The 21,378-nt window shown below is 49.4% G+C and carries 16 protein-coding genes and 1 tRNA gene; 11 read left to right on the forward strand and 6 right to left on the reverse strand.

The window, feature by feature from the left end; genetic code table 11:
* Positions 1–122 precede the first annotated feature (122 nt).
* The gene (locus ACO0LE_RS14845) at positions 123–566 is read left to right on the forward strand and encodes a hypothetical protein (RefSeq protein ID WP_422961134.1); all 444 of its coding nucleotides are present in this window, start codon (positions 123–125) and stop codon (positions 564–566) included.
* A gap of 162 nt (positions 567–728) precedes the next feature.
* On the opposite strand, the gene ACO0LE_RS14850 is transcribed toward ACO0LE_RS14845, so the two are convergent.
* From ACO0LE_RS14850 to ACO0LE_RS14860, 3 genes are all read right to left on the reverse strand, one after another.
* A complete protein-coding gene (locus tag ACO0LE_RS14850; protein ID WP_422961162.1) occupies positions 729–1,682 on the reverse strand; it encodes a chemotaxis protein in 954 nt (317 codons plus the stop codon).
* A gap of 94 nt (positions 1,683–1,776) precedes the next feature.
* Positions 1,777–3,147 carry a nucleotide 5'-monophosphate nucleosidase PpnN gene (ppnN, locus tag ACO0LE_RS14855; protein ID WP_422961163.1) on the reverse strand — a complete coding sequence of 457 codons (1,371 nt, stop codon included), beginning with the start codon at positions 3,145–3,147 and terminating at the stop codon, positions 1,777–1,779.
* Positions 3,148–3,222: 75 nt separating this feature from the next.
* Positions 3,223–6,015 (reverse strand): diguanylate cyclase domain-containing protein, encoded by a 2,793-nt coding sequence (locus ACO0LE_RS14860; RefSeq protein WP_422961135.1) that lies wholly within the window; start codon positions 6,013–6,015, stop codon positions 3,223–3,225.
* A gap of 41 nt (positions 6,016–6,056) precedes the next feature.
* Here ACO0LE_RS14860 and ACO0LE_RS14865 point away from each other — a divergent pair, with 41 nt between their 5' ends.
* The 4 genes from ACO0LE_RS14865 (at position 6,057) to dbpA (ending at position 8,226) form a co-directional block, all read left to right on the forward strand.
* Complete coding sequence (locus ACO0LE_RS14865) at positions 6,057–6,179, forward strand: hypothetical protein (RefSeq protein ID WP_422961136.1); 123 nt, start codon at positions 6,057–6,059, stop codon at positions 6,177–6,179.
* 60 nt (positions 6,180–6,239) lie between these two features.
* Positions 6,240–6,316 (forward strand) — tRNA-Met (locus tag ACO0LE_RS14870).
* A gap of 64 nt (positions 6,317–6,380) precedes the next feature.
* Positions 6,381–6,674, forward strand: coding sequence for a hypothetical protein (locus ACO0LE_RS14875; RefSeq protein ID WP_422961137.1), 294 nt, complete (start codon positions 6,381–6,383; stop codon positions 6,672–6,674).
* A 133-nt stretch (positions 6,675–6,807) separates the two neighbouring features.
* Complete coding sequence (gene dbpA / locus ACO0LE_RS14880; RefSeq protein WP_422961138.1) at positions 6,808–8,226, forward strand: ATP-dependent RNA helicase DbpA; 1,419 nt, start codon at positions 6,808–6,810, stop codon at positions 8,224–8,226.
* Between the two features lie 95 nt (positions 8,227–8,321).
* Here the strand turns inward: dbpA and ACO0LE_RS14885 are convergent, their stop codons facing one another.
* Positions 8,322–10,709 (reverse strand): EAL domain-containing protein, encoded by a 2,388-nt coding sequence (locus tag ACO0LE_RS14885; RefSeq protein WP_422961139.1) that lies wholly within the window; start codon positions 10,707–10,709, stop codon positions 8,322–8,324.
* 571 nt (positions 10,710–11,280) lie between these two features.
* On the opposite strand from ACO0LE_RS14885, the gene ACO0LE_RS14890 reads away from it, so the two are divergent.
* Positions 11,281–13,350 carry a C1 family peptidase gene (locus tag ACO0LE_RS14890; protein WP_422961140.1) on the forward strand — a complete coding sequence of 690 codons (2,070 nt, stop codon included), beginning with the start codon at positions 11,281–11,283 and terminating at the stop codon, positions 13,348–13,350.
* Positions 13,351–13,367: 17 nt separating this feature from the next.
* The gene (locus tag ACO0LE_RS14895) at positions 13,368–13,682 is read left to right on the forward strand and encodes a protease inhibitor I42 family protein (protein ID WP_422961141.1); all 315 of its coding nucleotides are present in this window, start codon (positions 13,368–13,370) and stop codon (positions 13,680–13,682) included.
* A gap of 105 nt (positions 13,683–13,787) precedes the next feature.
* Here the strand turns inward: ACO0LE_RS14895 and ACO0LE_RS14900 are convergent, their stop codons facing one another.
* On the reverse strand, positions 13,788–14,966 hold the full coding sequence (locus ACO0LE_RS14900; protein ID WP_422961142.1) for a helix-turn-helix transcriptional regulator: 1,179 nt from the start codon (positions 14,964–14,966) through the stop codon (positions 13,788–13,790).
* Positions 14,967–15,193: 227 nt separating this feature from the next.
* Positions 15,194–17,176 carry an acetate--CoA ligase gene (gene acs, locus ACO0LE_RS14905; RefSeq protein ID WP_422961143.1) on the reverse strand — a complete coding sequence of 661 codons (1,983 nt, stop codon included), beginning with the start codon at positions 17,174–17,176 and terminating at the stop codon, positions 15,194–15,196.
* 313 nt (positions 17,177–17,489) lie between these two features.
* Between acs and ACO0LE_RS14910 the strand changes: the two genes are divergently transcribed.
* The 4 genes from ACO0LE_RS14910 (at position 17,490) to gstA (ending at position 21,337) form a co-directional block, all read left to right on the forward strand.
* Entirely contained in the window at positions 17,490–18,089 is a 600-nt protein-coding gene (locus tag ACO0LE_RS14910) for a TIGR00645 family protein (protein WP_422961144.1), read from the forward strand.
* A gap of 39 nt (positions 18,090–18,128) precedes the next feature.
* Positions 18,129–19,649 (forward strand): fumarate hydratase, encoded by a 1,521-nt coding sequence (locus tag ACO0LE_RS14915; protein ID WP_422961145.1) that lies wholly within the window; start codon positions 18,129–18,131, stop codon positions 19,647–19,649.
* 53 nt (positions 19,650–19,702) lie between these two features.
* Entirely contained in the window at positions 19,703–20,569 is an 867-nt protein-coding gene (gene murI / locus ACO0LE_RS14920) for a glutamate racemase (protein WP_422961146.1), read from the forward strand.
* Positions 20,570–20,725: 156 nt separating this feature from the next.
* The gene (gene gstA, locus ACO0LE_RS14925; RefSeq protein ID WP_422961147.1) at positions 20,726–21,337 is read left to right on the forward strand and encodes a glutathione transferase GstA; all 612 of its coding nucleotides are present in this window, start codon (positions 20,726–20,728) and stop codon (positions 21,335–21,337) included.
* Positions 21,338–21,378: the final 41 nt, after the last annotated feature.

A 21,378-nucleotide genomic window follows, 5' to 3' on the forward strand; every position in this document is an offset into this window, starting at 1 on the left:
GAAGTAACAAGTTTGTTTATTGATGGCTCATTTGGTAACAAGCTGTAATTCGTTCTGCACGACGATGCATTTCGTCCTAAACTTGCTATGCTTATAGCGATATATTACTGAAGAGGTTAATGATGAATTGGACAAAATCCGTGCTTTGCTCGCTGGCACTACTTGCTGCAACAAGCAGCAACATCGCCTGGGCAGATCACCCCCACTTTTATCATGGTCCGCGCTGGGGTGTGGGACTTTATGTCAATCCATTTCCCATCGTCAGAAGTAGCTATTACTATGGCAGCCCTTACTATTATCCGACTACTTACCGCTATTATCCAGAAGTTGTTGTCGCACCGGTAGTAACGACCATGCCCCAGACTGTTTACATTGAGCAAAGCTACTCAGCTCCGGCGGTCACAAGCTCGTCGTCTGGCACAACGACCTATGTCAGTCCCAGCGTACCGCAGCAAGGCAACGGCGACTGGTACTATTGCCATAATCCGGACGGATTTTACCCCGCAATAAAAAGCTGCCCCTCGGGCTGGCAACGGGTTCCGGCACAGCCCCCCGCAGATCGCTAGTAACCTAAATATTGCTTATCTATAAAATAGACGAATAATTTACGAAATAGATTAGCTTAGTTCTAAATATTAAGGGCGCTGCCAGCGCCCTTAATATTTTATATGCCAGGGAGCCGTAACGCTCACCGGCATCCGGACTCTCTATGCTGACAGGTCATTGTTTCAGCGTAAGACTTCACGTATCGTCGCCGCCAGTTCTTCTGCCACGAATTTTGCCACATACGCATCCGCACCGACACTGCGGACGTGATCTTCGTTGGTTGATCCGGATAGAGATGAGTGAATGACTACCGGCAAGGATTTAAATCTGTCATCCTGCTTGATATTACGGGTGAGAGTAAATCCATCCATTTCCGGCATTTCCAGATCGGTCAACACCATGGCGATCTTGTCATACACGGTCTTGCCCTCTGCCTGCGCTGCGGCTGAAATTGCCTGCAATCGTTCCCAGGCTTCTTTGCCCGTTTTAGTCATGATGAATTGCAGACCCATCGCATTCAGCGCCTGCTCGACCAAACCGCGAGCGACAGCGGAATCGTCAGCGGCAAGAATCGCGGTACCCGGTTTGATAATGATTTTTGATCCTATCGTTTCAGGGTCCACATCCTTACCATCCTTAGGTGCAATCTGACGCAGGATTTGCTCGACATCAAGTACCTGCGCTAAACGGGTATCTTCGACATCGCCATCCAGTCGCGCAATGCTGGTGACCATGCCACCGCCTGCACTCGACTCTGCCGACAATACCTGGCTCCAGTCCAGACGGACAATTTCCTCGACCGATTCCACCGCAAAACCCTGAGTTGAACGAGCATACTCGGTGACGAGCATGATGTTCAGGCCAGTCTTAGGTTTGCAGCCGACTACGGACGGCAGGTCAATCACCGGAATGATTTGCCCTCGCAAATTGACAACGCCGAGGTTGTGCGGCATCGCGCCAGCGACTGCGGTAATAACAGGCATAGCAACAATCTCACGCACCTTGAACACATTAATACCGAATAATTCCGAACGGTCGCCTGTAGCATCACCACCGAGACGGAACAAGAGAAGTTCGAATTTGTTGGAACCAGTCAGATTGGTTCGCTCGTCAACTTCCTGTTGTACGCTACTGATACTCATGTCTGTCATCCTCAAAGGTTAGGGAGTCGATCATGTGTGCAATTGAATTCTTCGTAGTTTCTTCAATGCACTTTTTTGCCACCAGCACTTATTTTATAACGCGGTAACACGGTGTGTACGCTTTACCGGGAAGTTTCATACGATTTTGCGCAACAAATGAGCTTAATAACGCGTCCATTGATTCCATTATTGCAACATCACCCCGAATTTCGAAGTGTCCGTGCTTTTCGATTGCGCGAATTCCCTGATCTTTTACATTTCCTGCAACAACACCGGAGAAGGCTCGGCGTAAATTTGCTGCAAGCAGGTGGTTCTTTTGATTTTTATGCAACTCCAAATTACCCATATTTTCGTGGGTCGGATCAAAAGGTTTCTGAAACTCAGTATCTATTTTTAACAGCCAGTTGAAGTAATAGGCATCGCCTTTTGTTTTTCTGAATTCCCTGACCTTTTTAATTCCCGCCTGCACTTCCTGCGCGACCAGCGCAGGATCATTCACGATGATCTGATACTTAGCTTGCGCTTCTGCACCAAGAGTATCACCGATAAACTGATCAATCTGATGGAAATAGTCCTTGGCACTTTCCGGTCCGGTAAAAATTAGTGGGAAAGGCAAATCCGCATTCTCTGGATGCAACAAAATACCTAAGATATACAAAATCTCCTCAGCAGTGCCTGCGCCGCCGGGAAATACCACGATAGCATGTCCGACACGGACAAAAGCCTCAAGACGTTTTTCGATGTCCGGCAAAATAATCAAATCATTGACAATCGGATTCGGCGCCTCAGCGGCAATGATGCCTGGCTCGGTAATTCCCAGATAACGTCCACCGAGTATGCGCTGTTTTGCATGACCGATGGTTGCGCCTTTCATCGGGCCTTTCATCGCACCGGGACCGCAACCTGTGCAAATATCCAGTGCGCGCAAACCCATCTGGTAACCGACCTCTTTGGTGTAGTCATATTCGACACCGGAGATTGAGTGTCCGCCCCAGCATACGACCATGTTCGGGTTGGTCTGTGGACGTAATACATTGGCGTTGCGCAAAATATGGAAAACAGCGTCGCTGATGCCTTCCGTAGTATCGAGATCAAACTTCGGACTGTCTTCTATCTCGCCATGAATGAACAAAATATCGCGCAACACGGTGAACAGGTGTTCCTGTATGCCTTTGATCATTACACCGTCGACGAAAGCGCTGGCCGGAGCACCCTTAACGTCAAGCTTGATACCGCGTTCACGCTGCACAATGCTGATATCGAAGCTCTGGTAACGCTCCAGCAATTCCTTACCGTCATCCAGACCGCTGCCGCAGTTTAATACGGCCAACGAACAACGGCGAAACAGTTGATACAAGCCGCTGTGGCTGGTATCGAGTAGTTTTTGTACCTCGGCCTTAGATAAAATTTCAAGGCGACCATCTGGTGAAATTTGGGTGTCAATGACAGGGTATTCCATGAAATACATGCTTTCTTTTAATTTTATTTTTACATCGGCGAGATGACCTGCTGCCATGCAGAGGCAAGCACAACGTCAGTCTTCGGGCTTCTTCGCCATCGCGCTCAACACGGATTCTTGTAATTTATTCGTGGATAAACGTAACTCTTTATTTAGTATCGCCGTTTGCGCATCGGCTTTCAAGGTGCGCAGCAGCAGCTCCGGCCAGGCATGCTCTTCTGCATGCAGACCAACCCAGCCATTTCTCCCAGAATGCTTGGCCGAATACAAGGCGATATCGGCAATATCAATGACGTCCTGCCAGTCGATCGCTCGTGGATAGGCTTTAACAAAGGGGAAACACGCAAATCCGATAGAACAGGTTTGCCCTATAAATAAATCACCCTCAAGTTGAAAAGGAATTTCAGCAACAATATTCCTGACCCGTTCAGCTAATTCTTCGGCGCGGTCTCTGGAAGTGCCGCGTGCGACAATCAAAAACTCTTCGCCACCCCAGCGTATCAGGTAATCCGAATCACGAAATACTTGCTGTAACCGTTGGCGGATCTGCACCAGAATCGCGTCCCCCGCAGCATGACCGTACTTGTCATTGACTTGCTTAAAATGATCCAGATCGACCAGAAACATCAGTAAATCCGTATCCTTAGGCCCAGGTGTCTCGTCAGAAGTTAATGAAGATTGCAGCTGAAACTGCGATGAGGATTGTGACGATGCCTGATAACTACGGACGCTTAACGCGACGTCTGCTTCGATATTCTGCGACAAGAAGCGGCGATTCTTTAAACCCGTTAACGGATCCGTGAGGCTGGCTTCTTCCAATTCTTTTAGCACTTGTTTGAGCTGAATCTGCGTTTTTTGCAGATCGTGATGAGCGTGCGCATTGTCCAGAGCAATTGCACCGTAGGCGCACAGGCTGCGGAATATAAGACGCTGACGCTCTGCATAGGCGGACTGATTAAGCGACTGTATCAACATAACGCCTAGTACTCGGTCTCCAACTACCAGAGGCCCAAACAAGGCCGTGCGGATTTTGGATGCATGTGTCCCATTATCCCCTTCGCTGACGCCATCCATCTCAAATAAAAGTTCCTGTCCTTCTGTCACGCAACGTGCTGCATGTCGTGTATTTTTATCAGGAACCAAGGTCTGAATCGCCTGAACCTCACCATTTTCAACCTTGTGATAAAGATTCAGGCCGATGCCGTCACTGGCAAGCAACCAGATCGACAAGTCTGTCGCATCCAGTAAGGCTTCGAGATGGCGATGCAGGGTTTTACAAACGCTATCGAGATTTAAATCCGCGGTGATTTCCTGGCCAATTTTGCTCAACAAATCCAGGGTCTGTGTCGTTTCTATCAAGGTCGCAGCCAATTGCTGATGATGCAAAGCCTCTGCACGGGCACACTCGGTTTCGTAACGCACCTGCATCAGAGTTGCCCAGTTACTTGCTTGCTTGGTGCGTTCACGGCGATCTGCCGCAATGGCCTGTTTTGCATAATCAAAGGCTCGCTGTCCGTCCCCCGCCTCAGACCATGCCTCTGCTAGGGACAGAAGTAATTTCGAGGGAGCCATCCAGCCTTGCAAAGAGGCACCGAAACACAGCGCCTCCTCTAGATAATGCAATATGATGTTTGGCGCTGTCATCGGAGACGGATAAGGCAAAACATGCAGCCCATGTATTTCTGCCATCGCTTCGCTAATGTCGACACCCAGCGCATTAAATGCGGGCTCGATAATCAGTTGCTGCGCCTCGGCGATTGCAGCCAGAGCGAGTTCTGGCTGATGCGACGTAGATAATGCGCGGGCATAACAGATTAAATGTTCCGCCAGATTATTTCTGGAGCCTGCCTCACGATACAACCGAATTGCTGATGCAAAATAACGCGCGGCCTCCTCGGCGTCGCCTTGCAGCAATAAGGTATTGGCTAATTCCGCCTGAGCAATCGCTTTGTGAATGCCACTCTTGTTCGCATCCAGACTTTCCAATGCCTCTTGCAACACAATCTGACTTTGATCGAGCTGTCCCAGATGGCGCAATAACTCGCCGAGGCGCATCAGACTAAAACCGATCAGCGCAGGCCAGCCAGTTTGCCGTGCACGCGACACCGCCCAGTCATAACTGGCGGCAGCCTCGTCAAAATCACCCAGCTTCTGCAAACACACACCTGCATTGGATGCTGCCATAATTGCCAGCCGCACCAGACCTGCCTGTTTGGCAAATTCACTGGCCTGCGAATACATGACTGCTGAACGAGTTAATTCCGGAGAAAACAGCATTTCGCCCTGCGCCGCGGAAATTAATGCGGCAAGAGCAGGATGACGCGGTTCCGGACACAGGGCAATCAGCTCTTGCAACTGATCATTAGCATTGTCGGCATCCGAGTAGGCACTCAGATATATTGCCCAAGCATGTGCCAGACGGTAACGTAATCCTTCGCCACTCATCTGAAAGCGATTAACGGCATGGCGGGCGGCTGCGCTTGCACGCTCCATTTGCCCCTGCTCCAATGCAAGTAAAGACTCGGTCAAGGCAGTATCGCCTTCACCAATCAAATCGCTCATGGCAAGAAACACGATCCTCGCGTTATGCAGTAACTCTTCTGCCTGCTCAAACTCACGAAATAATGACGCGATTTCGGCGCGAATAATTGCCATGCGGGCGCGGACAACTCTGCGCTGATCAGGCATGAGCGGACTATTACGTAATAGATTATCGACCTCATTGACCAGAGACAACGCACGGCTACTATCCCGCTGTCGCAAATACCAGGCGAGAAGCACCAGCTGGCCGATGCGTGAGGCACCAGTCAGGGTCGTCAGTTCCGTCTCCAGCCGATTCACTTCCTGATCAAGGGCGTATAAATACATGAAAATAGTTGAAATAAGTCGGGCTATCAAAGCTAGCTATTATGCATGCATTTGATGAAGCTTTTGTGTTAAGCATACATGACTATGATGAAAAACAAATGAATCTGGAAGAAGTCGATGCACTTTGCCTGGCGTCAAAAATACGCAGAGATAGTCTGATATAAAATAAATTCAGTAATAGATTGTGTCGCACGCCGTGCCAAGGTACAATTCGCCCCCTCAGACGCGGGGTGGAGCAGTCTGGCAGCTCGTCGGGCTCATAACCCGAAGGTCGTAGGTTCAAATCCTGCCCCCGCAACCAATTTCCGTGCGTCCGCACATTTTCCAAGCTTATTTTTGTATATGCCGATGATTGTTCTCGGCGTATGGCTATTTTATTTTCGCATTCTAAAAGTGTAACCCCTGAGAAACACGAATATGCGATGAGAGATACCAAAGATACTGCAACACTAGAACTGCCGGGATTTCATCATAATCTGGCAGCAGAGTTGGACCATACGAAACAAGCCGGTAATAAACTGGGCAAACGCAAGGCTAAAATGCCAAAGCAGGTACAACTTGATTTGCTTCACGCACTATCCCCTGTCGATCACAGCGGACTGCCGGCATGGCAACATGATGAAAATAAGGATCTGAGTGGTTTACCTATCTGGCGCTGAGCCAGCTTACACGCAGAACCACCTGTCGATGATCCTGCGATGAATGTTAGACTGCGCGTATCCGGTCAATTCTGCTAATTTGCCGATGCTGCTGACGCTGCCAAATCCACCGATATAAGTTCAATCAAGCCCTATGCCAAATCAAACCGAACATCAGACTGCACACCAGACTGCATTTAACAGCCTGCCCTTGTCAGACGCTCTGCTCTCCAATCTGGATAGTCTTGGCTATAAGGAGATGACGCCCATTCAGGCAGCCAGTCTGCCGATTATTTTAGAACAGCGTGACTTGATCGCTCAGGCCAAAACTGGTAGCGGCAAAACAGCAGCATTCAGCTTAGGCATTCTGGCGAAATTAAATCCTACCTATTTCGCAATTCAGGGCCTGGTGATCTGCCCTACCCGCGAACTGGCGGATCAGGTATCCAATGAACTGCGCCGTCTGGCCCGCTCTATTGAGAATGTCAAGGTACTAACCCTGTGCGGTGGCACAGCCATGCGACCGCAAATTGCCTCACTTGAACATGGAGCCCACATCGTCGTCGGCACACCGGGCCGCTTGCTGGATCACATCGGACGCGGCAGTATTAATCTGAACACGGTGCAGACATTAGTTCTGGATGAAGCAGACCGCATGGTCGACATGGGGTTTTATGAAGACATCTATGGCATCGTCGCAGCATGTTCACCACGTCGTCAGACTTTGTTGTTCTCGGCAACCTATCCGGACGATATTCGCAAAGCCAGTGAGCAGTTTTTACGAGATCCTGCCGAGGTAAAAGTTGAGTCGCAGCACAACGATAACCATATCGAGCAATTATTTTATCTGGTGACGCCAGAAGAACGTAACGCAGCGGTTGCCCGTTTACTCAACCATTATCAACCGGCATCCACCATTGCTTTTTGTAATACCAAAATTCATTGCAAGGAACTGACCGACGAGTTGCAGGCGCAAGGAATCAGCGCGCTGGCGCTGCATGGCGACCTAGAGCAAAGAGATCGTGATGAGGTATTAGTGCGTTTTGCCAATCAAAGTTGCTCTGTCTTGGTCGCAACCGATGTTGCTGCACGCGGCCTGGATATACAAACTCTCGGCGCAGTCATTAATGTAGACGTATCCAAAGATACCGAAGTTCATATCCACCGTATTGGCCGGACTGGCCGCGCAGGAGAAAAAGGCTTGGCACTCAGCCTGGCAACGCCTGGCGAAAAAAAATGGGTAAAACTGATCGAAGAATATCAGGGCGAGGCCGTCCGGTGGCACGAACTCAGCGAACTCGATAACAATCCAGACGCGCCCAGGAGCGCATTGCAAGCACCGATGGTTAGTATCTGCATCATGGGCGGAAAAAAAGATAAGCTACGGCCAGGCGACTTGCTTGGTGCGTTGACTGCTGACATTGGCTTACGCAAAGAGCAGGTGGGCAAAATCAATGTATTCGAATTTATGACCTACGTTGCACTAGATCGTCATATTGCAGAAAAAGCCTTAGAAAAGCTGAGTCGCAGCAATATCAAAGGCCGGCAATTCAGAATGCGGGCGATTTATTAAACAATCAATAAGCAGAGAACTTGCATGATCAGCATCGAATGATGAATGGCATTATTAGTTGCTGTTTCATGGTCCGCTGCTGACGCCCATAGACATCACAATCCCTCCCCCTGCAAAGCCCAAGCTACTGCTGGCTCATACGAGTTTGCCCATCTATCTACCGCGTCTGCGGGCATGGGCCGCGCGATGCCATAACCCTGGGCAAAGTCGCAGCCTAACTCCATTAAAGCGACGCCATGTTCCGGGCTCTCAACACCTTCGGCAATTACTTCACGCCTGAACGCATCAGCTAGACCAATCACTGCACTGATCAGAGCCAGGTTCTCCTGGTCACCTAGCATATTCCGCACAAAACTCTGATCGATTTTTAGAATATTTGCTGGCAGACGCTTCAGGTACGCTAATGACGAATAACCCGTCCCAAAATCATCTAAAGCAAAGCGGACACCCAGTTGCTGGCATGCGATCATCACTTCGCGTACGTGCTGTATGTCCTGAATCGCCGCTGACTCCAGAATCTCAATCTCTAATGAAGAGGGAGAAACTTCAGTATATTGCGCCAGAATCGCGGTCAGGCTACTCAAAAAATCTGCACACTGAAAATGTCTGGCAGCGATATTCACGCTGACTACCCAGTCTTTATGCGCTACCGACCATTTCAGCAATTGCGCCATTGCCTGCTGCAAGACCCATTCACCAATAGAAATAATTAAATCAGTATGCTCGACCATGGGTAGAAACTGTAAGGGCCCGACAATTCCCTGATCAGGATGCTGCCAGCGCAACAGCGCTTCCATTCCGATAATCTGCCCTTTGCGCATATTCACTTTAGGCTGAAAATACAAACGGAACTCACCATCCAATAAAGCACTACGGATCCTGGTCCTTTGGTTGTGATGAGTGCGGACTTGCTGATCTTGTTGCGCGTCAAACAGGTGAAATTGATTCCGCCCGCTCAGCTTTGCCTGATACATGGCCTGATCGGCACAACGCAATAAAGTATCGGGATTGATATCGTCACGCGGATAAGTCGCTACGCCCACACTACTGGTCAAGGCGATCTGTTTTTGCTCACATTGATAAGGACGTGATAATTCATCCAGTAAGGGTGTAAGACGGTGATTCAGATCTATCGCCTCTTTTTGAACCTGCATCAAAACGACAAATTCATCGCCACCCAGATGAGCCACATAATTACCGGCACCGACAAAAATTTCTAAGCGCCTGGCAACCTGTTGCAGTAATTTATCCGCGATCTCCGGCCCATACTGTTCGTTAATCAATTGAAAATGATCGATATCCAGCAAACACACCGCGAGCCAGTGCTGGCGTACATTAGCCTGCATGATGGCAAGCTTCAGACGTTCGGAAAACAGACTGCGGTTCTCTAGTCCAGTCAATTTATCGTGACCGGCCTGCCAGGATATCTGCTGCATCAGCAAGCGTTTTTCGCTGACATCACGAAACACCAGAACACAACCGATAACGGCTCCGTCGTCTCTTTTGATCGGTGCAGCGGTGCAATCAACCTCATGGTACAAACCGCTACGGTCAATCAGCGTCTGATTACTGAATTGCAACGCATCAACCCCGGTACCCAGTTGCACCAGGAATTCATGCATTTTCTCTTGCGCATCAAGATTCAGAAGAATAAATACCTCCTGCATCGGTACAGATACGGCATCGTCGCGCTGCCAGCCTGTGAGCTGATCTGCCGCCTTATTCATCGTTAAAATACGTCCATCCAAATCGGTACTGATCACTGCCTCACCGATTGATGCGAGAGTCGTCTCTACACGCTCTTTTTCGCTTGCAAGCTCATGCTGGCTTAGCTGCAGCGAACGAAATAATTTCTGCACTTCCTCTGTCATGCTATTGAACGTATTTGCCAATGCACGGGATTCCACGCTGCCGGCAACTTTCATGCGGACGGCATGTTCGCCTTGCTTGAACCGGACTGTCGCTGCGGCTAATTCCGCCAGAGTTTTGGCATTAGCTCTAAGTATCAGGCTTAATAGAAAGAAAATGGCGAAAATGATCGCGACAGAGACTTTTGCCTGTGTACGCACTTTGTACCAGATGGTATTTATCGCCGTTGCTGGCGAGGTATAAATCTCCAGAGTTGCCTCAATCCCCTGAGCGGAATCCAATTGCTGGACAAAAGAAGATTCTGTTAGCTGGAGAAGCACGACAAACCATTGCGGTGCCTCAATCAGACGGTTCTGGCTATGAATGTGAACTGGTGAACCTCTCAAGTAGTGCCAGCGGATGTCGCTAATTTGATCGCTGGTTTGAATTTCATGACCGATCAGTTCATGTATTTGGGTACTTTGCTGTGTTGCGGAGAGTTCTTTCAAGGTCGGCATCAAAAAATGGGCGACCTGACGCATCTCAGCAGCAGAACGCTGTCGAGCGTCATTCACCTCCGTATCGATCAGGAGGTAGTAGCGAAATCCGCCGACGACCAGAATTAATATAGCCAACGGTACGTACAAACGGATATAAACGCCTGTTTGTAACCAGCCGTAAAAAAATCTTTGTATTCTGTGCACGAGATCAGTAAATAGCAGGATGTGGATAGCAAAGCAACATAAACCGACCGGTTGGCCTGAATGCCATTACACGTGCCGAATTTTAACCTGAAGCTAGAAAAATTTCCGCAGAGAAAGTTTATTCTTGAGAAAAATAATGCTAACCGTTGTAATCGCCTAATTCTCTTTAATGAGTTCTGCCATCTCACAGAGTTAGCCCCACTCCGTCCTGGGATTACTCCTGCCCCCCCATAGTTCGCTCCCGCATTCCTTTCTGTGTCGCTTACAAAATAAGTGAAAAATAGTTCCATTCTTCCTTCACTTGAAGGATGAAACTTCTGTTCAAGGCTTTCATTATCGGTGGGTCGTTTTGGTCTGACCTGTCATTCGTCGATGACATTAACAGTGGAGTTAGACAGCCTGCCAAAACGCCCGCTCAATAGCGTACAGCAAAGCATCAATTTGCCAGCGCCATTGGCTTTAGCCCCAATAACTCAACCATTTAATTTGGAAGGTAATGAAAATGGCACTCGATACCACTCTACTAAAACAAGCGATCACGCAAGCCGGACATCAGTGGCGGGTACGCGCAGTCCCTGCCGGCGAGCGCCCTCGCGGCCTCGGCTGGGAGCCGTCAGACGCAGGCAAAATACAACGGGCCTCACTGGTTGCAGAATCATTGATGCGCCAGCGCTTTCCAGCACAGTTCGCCAGATATTTTTCAGCGAATCTCTCAACCAATATAGCTAACACAGCAGCATCGTCTGCGGCCACTGCAAATACTGCAAATGCCGTCAGTAACGCCCCATCGGCAGGAGCGCCTCCAACCTCTTTCGACTGGCGTGACCATGGCGTGATCGGTCCGGTCACGGATCAGGCTTATTGCGGCTCTTGCGTATCTTTTGCTACGGCAGGCATGACGGCGGCCATGGCAGCGATTGAGCGCGGCGCGATGAATTTAAATTTATCTGAGGCGGATCAGCATTTTGCATCCTCGCATGGCCCTAATTGCGGCGGCTGGAATAATGACGCCGCCCTGGGCCAGATCAAGGCTCGTGGCATTGCTACCGAATCGACGTTTCCTTACATGTCGGCATTCGATAATCCGCCACAACTTGCCAATCCTGCTGATCCGAACAGCCTTTGGGCCGCGCATAACCGCGCCGAGATGGATCGCGCTTTTCGCACCTACAGCATTAGTGACTACAGTGCCTGGACCGGTGATTCACGCAAAGCGTATCTTTCCAGCGTTGGCCCCATGGTTTGCGGCTTCGCTGTGTATGAAGATTTCGACAGTTACGGCGGCGGCGTTTATCACCATGTCAGCGGCAAGTTCCGTGGCGGCCATGCCGTGATGGTGATTGGTTATTCCGATGTTGACCAGTGCTGGATATGCCGTAATTCATGGGGAACCGGGTTCGGCGGACCTGCAGATCCTGACGGTACAGGCGCTGGATTCTTTAAGATAGGTTACGGTCAATGCAATATCGACAGCGAACCATTTTATGGCTGCCATGGGATCATCATGCCTGCGACTACTTCCATGGTGACAGGTGTCTCACGAAATCTAAACAAACTCGATGTATTCACTCCGGGCACGAACCGCGGGACTTATACCGCGGCGATGGAAGGAGCTGAAACCAGTTTCCGCGGCTGGTGGCAGGTACAGGGTGGCGTCGTGGCACCGGGTACTTTTATGCATGCCGTCTCTCGCAGTCCGGACAAGTTAGACTTATTTTGTGTCGGGACAGATCACGGCACCTATACCGCGGCGTGGCAACCAGGCGATACTTCATGGCGCGGCTGGTGGCGCATTCAGGGCGGCGTTGCCGCACCAGGCACCTCGATCCATGCCGTGTCACGCAGTGCAGATCATTTGGATATATTTTGTGTCGGCACCGATGGTCATGTGTATACAGCCGCATGGCAACCTGGTGACACCTCATGGCGTGGTTGGTGGAAAATCGGCGATCTTAAAGTCGCACCTAACACCTCCGTCTTCGCGGTGTCGCGCAGCAAAGACAAGTTAGACATTTTTGCAGTTGGCGCCGATATGGGAATTTATACCGCGGCATGGGAACCTGGCTTTACCTCGTGGCATGGCTGGTGGCGTGTGCAAGGCGGGGTCGCTGCACCGAACAGTTCGGTCTATGCGATATCACGCAGTCCCGATAAGCTCGATATTTTCTGTGTCGGCAGTGATCATGGCATCTATACTGCCGCATGGGAGCCAGGTTTTACTTCATGGCACGGCTGGTGGCGGATACAAGGTGGCGTTGCGGCACCAAACACCTCCGTGTTCGGCGTATCCCGCAGCGCTAATAAACTCGATATTTTTGCTGTGGGTACTGATCACGGTATTTATACCGCGGCTTGGGAGCCCGGCTTTACTTCTTGGCACGGCTGGTGGCGTGTTGCCAGCGGTACCGCCGCCGCCGACACATCCGTTTTTGCAGTATCGAGAGCACCGGATCAGCTGGATATTTTTGCGATTGGCACCGATCACAATGTAATTAATTCTCACTGGCAACCGGGTTTAACTAGCTGGAAACCGTGGATGCCCGTTGCAGGTGGTATCGCAGAAGGTGGCTAAACATGTGCGCATGGGCAATGGCTAGTGAGAATCATACTGTCGAGGGAATGGAAGGCGACGACATTGCCTTGCCTCTTGGCACAAGCGGCGCAACCGGGTTCCGTTGGGATGTCGATCTGCCGGCGGGACTCCGGCTCGTTGACAAATCGTCAGTCAATACAGGCAAGGAAGCAGAATACCCAACGCAGGCCGGTGGCGGGCCTGAGCAGCAGTTAAGCGTCACCGGAATGGCGGGAGTTTATCAGGTGAGCGCAAAATTGATACGTCCCTGGGATAAAGCCAATCCGATACGGCATGCACTCATACAACTGACAATAAGGCCCATCTCATAGAATCGGTTGTGAAACAGGTTCACAGCAAATCGTCAAAGAGGGATCCATGCAAATGGCTCCCTCTTTTTCATTACCGATAAGCTCGTCATCACAACGACAAAACAGCTAATGAACAGATCTGTTGGGAACGACAGGATCCGCTTGCCGTATCGGGGGTGCGGCGCCAAGTAGCAAAATTAACTCTTGCTGACGTGTTGTACCCGTCTTGGCATACACAGAGGAAAGTTGGCTGCGAATGGTCGAAATTTTCAGCCCTAGCATATCCGCCATCTCGGCCGGTGTATGGTTATCAAATAATAGCGGCAAAATTCTCGATTCAGCTTTACTCAGTTTAAAACTGCGCACCATAAAATCAATGGCAGCCCCCGGTTGTTTGCGCGGATCGACCAGCATCAACATAACGGCACATCTCGCTATTTTACGTTTATCCACTACGCGCCCCGGATACGCGACAGGTAAGGCGAAGGCGAGCAAGCGCTGGGTTTTTCCAGATAAGTTTAACGACCCTCCCTTACCCCTCGTTGTTGCATGCACCAGATGATCGAGCTGACTGCCAATCTGCATGACATGCGGCAAAGGTAAAAAATACTGACCAAATTCAGGGTCGGCAATAATCTCTTTCGCTACTGTATTCGAACTCAGCATACGGCCCGTCGCATCAAAAAATAGCACACCAAAATCAAGGCCGTTATGACTACGCTGAAATACCAGTAATTGCGCCTGGCTACTACGCCATTGCCAGTGCAATTTAAAGGCACGGTGAAGATGCGGCGTAAGTTGTTTGAGTTTTTTTACATCAGCATCAGAGAAATCGACACAATCAGGTGCGCGCATAAAGCAAAAGCTTGCCGGCGGCGATTGCAGGCGATCAGCAGAACCATGATCGCTGATCGTACTTAACAATAAGTGCTCAGCTAGGATGCGCAGTAAAAAATCTTTATAAAACAAAGTTTGCTTCAGTTCACGAACCGCCAACAAGTCACTACCACGTGCTACTTTGCTTTGTTGAAAACTGAGAGTTTTTTGCGCTGCTTTTGCCCAAGGATCATATCGCCACCAGTAATCGGTATAGGCCTTAGCGACAGGATCGGATAATTGGCTCGATACAAAAAAACTGTGGGCACATTGACGCCGGTCAGATAGTTTTAACATTGCAGACGAGGCATTAAAATAAGCCGACAAAGTCCGCAATACATCAGCCCAGTGCAATTCTCCGCTGACCGCACTGTATAACGCGTTTAAGACAATATCCTCGCTGGGACGCTCGGTGTAAGTGTCTTGCATGACTCACCTCAATCATGATAGATATTGCAAACATTACAACAAAAACATCCTGTTTGCAAATCTAAATAACACCAATGGTGATGCCGCCACGCTTAACAACTACATTTGAGTGACAATAAGAATGTAAAACAAAGCGGGGTTGTTATCGTTAACGGATAAGAACCCCGGCAATTGACACCACAATCATCTGAGGCGCTTAACTAGATGAAATTAGTTTAAGTACATTCTTATTGAGCCTGTTTTAACTGATCGAGAATCGCAGGATTTTCTAAAGTGGAGATATCTTGTGTGATCTCTTCGCCTTTTGCTAAAACACGCAACAACCGGCGCATAATTTTGCCGGAGCGCGTTTTGGGTAAGTTATCACCGAAGCGTATCTCTTTAGGTTTAGCAATCGGCCCGATTTCTTTAGCGACCCAGTTACGAAGCTCAGTAGCGATTTGCCTGGCCTCATCGCCAGTTGGGCGACTGCGTTTTAACACCACAAAAGCGCAAATTGCTTCTCCGGTTGTGTCGTCTGGCTTACCAACTACCGCCGCTTCTGCAACCAGCGGATTCGCGACTAATGCCGACTCGATTTCCATCGTACCCATGCGATGACCAGACACGTTCAGCACATCATCGATACGGCCGGTAATCGTAAAATAAGCGGTATCCTTGTTACGTATCGCGCCGTCGCCGGCCAGATACATCGTCCCGCCAAACTCTTCAGGGAAATAGCTCTTCTTAAAGCGCTCAGGATCACCCCAGATCGTGCGTATCATCGACGGCCAAGGACGTTTGACCACCAGAATACCGCCCTGCCCGTTCGGCAAATCGTGTCCAGTCTCATCAACGATTGCAGCCATAATACCTGGCAAAGGCAAGGTGCATGAGCCCGGCACGAGTGGCGTTGCACCAGGTAATGGTGTCATCATGTGGCCGCCAGTCTCTGTTTGCCAGAACGTATCGACGATCGGGCAATTTTGATTGCCGACATGATTGTGATACCACATCCAGGCCTCAGGATTAATCGGCTCACCGACGGAACCTAAGAGCCGCAAGGACGATAAATCATACTGCTTCGGATGGATTTTTTCATCGCCATCCGCAGCTTTAATCAGGGAACGGATAGCAGTCGGTGCTGTGTAAAAAATCGTTGCTTTGTGTTTTTGTATCATGTCCCAGAATCGACCTGCATTCGGGAACGTCGGGATACCTTCAAAAACGATTTCAGTTGCCCCGGCAGCCAGCGGGCCATAAGTAATATACGTATGGCCGGTAACCCAGCCGATATCCGCAGTACACCAGAACACATCATCAGGCTTCAGATCAAAAGTCCACTTCATCGTCAATATTGCCCAAAGCAAGTACCCGCCCGATGAATGCTGAACACCTTTTGGTTTGCCTGTTGAGCCTGATGTGTAAAGAATAAAAAGCGGATGTTCTGCACTCACCCATTCAGGCTCGCACACATCAGATTGAGCAGCGACTAATTCATGCATCCAGAGATCGCGTCCTGGAACAATAGCAATGTTACCGCCGGTGCGTTTATAGATCACGACATTGCGCACCTTTTCGCAATCACCTAATGCTAAAGCTTCGTCGACAATCGATTTCAAAGGCAAGTGTTTACCACCTCGCGCCTGCTCATCGGCAGTAATCACGGCGACAGCACCAACATCGACAATACGTTCTTGCAAGGATTTGGCAGAGAAACCGCCAAACACGACCGAGTGCGTGGCACCAATACGTGCGCACGCCTGCATCGCGACGACACCCTCTACGGACATCGGCATATAAATCACTACACGGTCACCTTTGGTAATACCCAGAGACTTGAGACCATTCGCGAACTGACACACTTTTTGGTGTAATTCTTTATAAGTGACTCTGGTGACATCGCCGCCATCAGACTCGAAGATAACAGCCACTTTGTCAGCATTGCCGTTTTGTAGATTGACGTCCAGGCAGTTATACGACACGTTGAGCAAACCGTCTTCAAACCATTTATAAAATGGTGCCTGGGACTCGTCCAGCACTTTGGTGAAGGGTGTATGCCAGTGCAAATTCTCGCGTGCCAGTCGTCCCCAAAAACCCTCGTAATCTCTCTCGGCTTCGGCACAGAGCGCGTTGTAGGCTGCCATTCCAGAAATCGTCGCAGTTGCGGCAAAAGCGGCTGGCGGTGGAAAAATACGAGATTCTGCTTTCGTAGTGTCGAGGTCAGACATGTTTATCTCCGGCTTATTGTAATTGGCTTGCGATTCAATACTTATAATTTAATTCGTGGTCACAAAGGTCGCGACAATCAATGGAACGATTCCGCACTAAGGTTTTAGTGAGAACGCATGGCGTCAATAAAATTGATAATAATGCCACAACATACGGCGGAACTGATTGCATATACGACAGCCAATAACATAGGCGCGCAGACTTACTCAAGCCTTACGCTACAAGAATTTAGCCGACGCCAAAGCTGCCCCCCTCGCCTCGCCCGTGTAAAATAGCGATTGCCTTATTGTTTCTCAATGGATAACTTACCCCATGTCAAAAGATTCCCAACATAAATTATCGCCGCTGGCGGGCGTTATATTCTTTAGCCGCTGGCTACAATTGCCGCTGTATCTGGGCTTAATACTTGCGCAAGCAGTCTATGTGTTCCATTTCTGGGTGGAACTGAGTGATTTAATCGGTGCGGCGATGGGTAATGAATCTGCTCTTAAACATATTTTGGACGCGGTCACGGTAGCGAACGCTCCGCGCCCCACCCGATTAAATGAAACGACGATTATGCTGGTCGTACTGGGTCTCATTGACGTTGTCATGATTTCCAATCTGCTGATCATGGTGATCATCGGTGGTTATGAAACGTTTGTGTCACGCCTTGGTATCGAAGGTCATCCTGATCAGCCTGAGTGGTTATCGCACGTGAATGCGACCGTACTCAAGGTCAAACTGGCGATGGCAATCATTGGCATCTCTTCCATTCATTTGCTTAAAACCTTTATCAATGCAGCCGCCTATGAGCCGAAAGAACTCATCGCGCAAACGGCGATTCATATAACTTTTTTACTTTCAGCTTTAGCGATTGCGTACTGCGACAACCTGGTTACACGCACGCAAAACGAAGCGCAAAAACATTAATCTTTTCCACCGATTTTTTACTTAGCCAAGAGCCATATCATGACAGTCATTAAACAAGACGACCTGATCGAATCCGTTGCCGCCGCATTGCAGTACATTAGCTATTACCATCCGGCGGATTACATTGCTCATCTGGGGCGCGCATATGAGGCAGAGCAAAGTCCGGCAGCAAAAGATGCCATCGCCCAGATTCTGACCAATTCCCGTATGTGCGCAGAAGGACATCGCCCGATCTGTCAAGACACCGGGATCGTCAATGTATTCATGAAAATCGGCATGGGCGTCCGCCTCGAAGGCTTCACAAGCTCGATCACTGATGCCGTCAACGAAGGTGTGCGTCAGGGTTATGCGAATGCAGACAACGTATTGCGCGCATCCATCGTCGCCGACCCCTTATTCGACCGTAAAAATACCAAAGACAACACCCCTGCCGTCATTCATATGGAACTGGTACCGGGCAATACGATTGACATTCAGGTCGCGGCAAAAGGTGGCGGCTCAGAAAACAAATCGAAATTCGTGATGCTCAATCCATCCGACTCACTGATTGACTGGGTGATGAAAACCGTGCCGACCATGGGCGCAGGCTGGTGTCCGCCTGGCATGCTGGGTATCGGTATCGGCGGTACTGCAGAAAAAGCCATGCTGATGGCAAAAGAGTCGCTGATGCAAGATATCGATATGTACGAGCTAAAACAACGCGGCCCGCAAAACAAGACCGAAGAACTTCGTATTGAATTGTGTGACAAGATCAATGCTCTCGGTATTGGTGCACAAGGCTTGGGCGGCTTGACCACCGTGCTGGACGTGAAGATCAATATGTACCCGACGCATGCGGCATCCAAACCGGTTGCCATGATCCCTAACTGTGCTGCAACGCGCCATGCACATTTCGTCATGGACGGTTCAGGACCGGTCTATATGGATCCGCCAGCGCTGTCCACCTGGCCTGATGTGCACTGGACTGCCGATACAGAAAAATCCAAACGTGTCGATCTGAATACCCTAACGAAGGAGGAAGTCGCCTCATGGACACCAGGTCAGACGCTGCTGTTGAACGGCAAAATGCTGACAGGTCGCGATGCTGCACATAAACGCATTCAAGACATGCTAGCCAAAGGTGAAAGCTTACCTGTCGATTTTACTAATCGCGTTATTTACTATGTTGGCCCGGTTGATCCGGTACGTGACGAAGCGGTTGGCCCTGCAGGACCAACAACAGCAACACGCATGGATAAATTTACTGACATGATGTTGGAAAAAACCGGTTTGATCTCCATGATCGGCAAAGCCGAGCGTGGACCCGCAGCGATCGAATCCATCAAGAATCATAAGTCAGCTTATCTGATGGCTGTCGGCGGTGCTGCATATCTGGTGTCTAAGGCGATTAAAACTGCGAAGGTTGTTGGGTTTGCGGATCTCGGCATGGAAGCCATTTATGAGTTTGACGTGGTGGATATGCCGGTAACCGTAGCAGTTGATTCGAACGGCACTTCCGTCCACAACACCGGTCCAAAAGAATGGCAAGCCAAGATTGGCATCATTCCCGTGACGAACTAAGTTAGCAAGACGTCTGCATCCATTGATAAAATATTGACGAGAACAAACACGTTATGCAAGTAACAGAATATGGCGCAGTCGGCGTGTTTGATTCGGGTATAGGTGGTCTGTCTGTACTTCAGCATATACGTCACCGACTTCCTGATGAATCATTGATTTATTTTGCGGATTCTGGCTTTGCACCTTATGGTGATAAGTCAGAATTATTTATTATTGAACGTAGTCTGCTGATCGCTGATTATCTGCACAAAAAAAATTGCAAAGCAATCGTCGTCGCCTGTAATACCGCAACAGCAGCAGCCATCAAAACGCTGCGCGATGCCTATCCAGATATGATCATTGTCGGCGTAGAACCAGGTCTAAAACCTGCGATACAACTCAGCAAAAATCATACTGTCGGTGTACTGGCAACTCAGTCCACACTGCAAAGCACGAAGTTTCAAACGTTAAAAAATCAACTTAGTGCTGACACCGATGTGCGCTTTCTATCCCAAGCCTGCATAGGTCTCGTAGATCAAATTGAAAAAAATGAACTGCATACTGAGGACACATTAGCGCTACTACATAGCTACATAACACCATTGTTAGAGCAAGGGGTTGATACACTGGTTCTGGGGTGCACTCACTACCCTTTTTTGACTGATGCCATCAAGCAAATCGTTACGAACAGCGGCGCAGCGCCTATCCAGATCATCGACACAGGTGAAGCTGTCGCACGGCAATTGGAGAAATTACTGAGTGCGGCACCTGCCACTAAGAAAGTGCCACATCCATATTGGGTTAAAGCGCCCCAGCCTTTTTTCAGTATATACACGACAGGACAATTGTTGAGCGCCGAACGGGCTGTACAAGGTTTGTTAAAACTGGCTCCTGAGGGCTATCAGATTTTCTTCGCAAGTGAAGTAACTCCACAGACTTAACACTGCGACTTACCACTGCGGCCTAAAACTGCTTGCGTAAAACATTTTTTCTGAGCAATGTTAAACTCGTTGATATATTTTTTAGCCGGCATCAAGCCATACCATCCATTAGCTTTCAACGTATAAATTCACAAATCAAAAAAAGGTAAAGACAATATGAAACTCTATTATTCTCAAGGTGCCTGCTCGCTATCCGCCCATATAGCTTTGTACGAAGCCGGATTGACGTTCGAAGCAATTCCGGCACCGACAAAAACCCACAAGTTACCTGATGGCACAGATTTTTACAACATCAATCCGCTTGGCTATGTTCCCTTATTAGAACTCGATGACGGACGCCGCCTGCACGAAGGACCGGCGATTGTTCAATATATTGCCGACCAGGTCCCTGAGAAAAATCTGGCTCCAGCTAACGGTACATTTGAACGCTACAAATTACAGGAATGGCTGACGTTTATCGGAACGGAATTGCACAAAAATTTTGCTCCGTTATTCAAACCAGGAACTCCTGTCGAAACGAAAGCAGCCGCCTCTGATCAACTGAAATCCCGCCTGGCTTGGGTCGATGGCGAATTAGCCGGTAAAGATTATCTGCTGGGCGATCACTTCTCCGTCGCCGATGGCTATCTGTTCAACGTAACGAACTGGGCACATCTGGTCGGCTTGGATATCTCAGGTTTTGCAAATCTGCTCGCATTCAGAGCGCGGGTTGCCGCTCGTCCAGCAGTTATTACAGCGATGAAGGCTGAAGGTTTGCTGATACGCTAAAACGGAGATGTAATCCCTGCCGGGAGTCGCCTTGTCAAATT

The organism is Undibacterium sp. Xuan67W (assembly GCF_049340165.1).
Taxonomy (GTDB): domain Bacteria; phylum Pseudomonadota; class Gammaproteobacteria; order Burkholderiales; family Burkholderiaceae_D; genus Undibacterium.

Coding starts and splice junctions, on each gene's coding strand:
- murI (WP_422961146.1), top strand. CDS start 19,703: ATGCAAGTAACAGAATATGGCGCAGTCGGCGTGTTTGATTCGGGTATA.
- ACO0LE_RS14875 (WP_422961137.1), top strand. CDS start 6,381: ATGGCTATTTTATTTTCGCATTCTAAAAGTGTAACCCCTGAGAAACAC.
- dbpA (WP_422961138.1), top strand. CDS start 6,808: ATGCCAAATCAAACCGAACATCAGACTGCACACCAGACTGCATTTAAC.
- ACO0LE_RS14915 (WP_422961145.1), top strand. CDS start 18,129: ATGACAGTCATTAAACAAGACGACCTGATCGAATCCGTTGCCGCCGCA.
- ACO0LE_RS14860 (WP_422961135.1), bottom strand. CDS start 6,015: ATGTATTTATACGCCCTTGATCAGGAAGTGAATCGGCTGGAGACGGAA.
- ppnN (WP_422961163.1), bottom strand. CDS start 3,147: ATGGAATACCCTGTCATTGACACCCAAATTTCACCAGATGGTCGCCTT.
- gstA (WP_422961147.1), top strand. CDS start 20,726: ATGAAACTCTATTATTCTCAAGGTGCCTGCTCGCTATCCGCCCATATA.
- ACO0LE_RS14865 (WP_422961136.1), top strand. CDS start 6,057: ATGCATGCATTTGATGAAGCTTTTGTGTTAAGCATACATGACTATGAT.
- acs (WP_422961143.1), bottom strand. CDS start 17,176: ATGTCTGACCTCGACACTACGAAAGCAGAATCTCGTATTTTTCCACCG.
- ACO0LE_RS14895 (WP_422961141.1), top strand. CDS start 13,368: ATGGCTAGTGAGAATCATACTGTCGAGGGAATGGAAGGCGACGACATT.
- ACO0LE_RS14845 (WP_422961134.1), top strand. CDS start 123: ATGAATTGGACAAAATCCGTGCTTTGCTCGCTGGCACTACTTGCTGCA.
- ACO0LE_RS14900 (WP_422961142.1), bottom strand. CDS start 14,966: ATGCAAGACACTTACACCGAGCGTCCCAGCGAGGATATTGTCTTAAAC.
- ACO0LE_RS14890 (WP_422961140.1), top strand. CDS start 11,281: ATGGCACTCGATACCACTCTACTAAAACAAGCGATCACGCAAGCCGGA.
- ACO0LE_RS14910 (WP_422961144.1), top strand. CDS start 17,490: ATGTCAAAAGATTCCCAACATAAATTATCGCCGCTGGCGGGCGTTATA.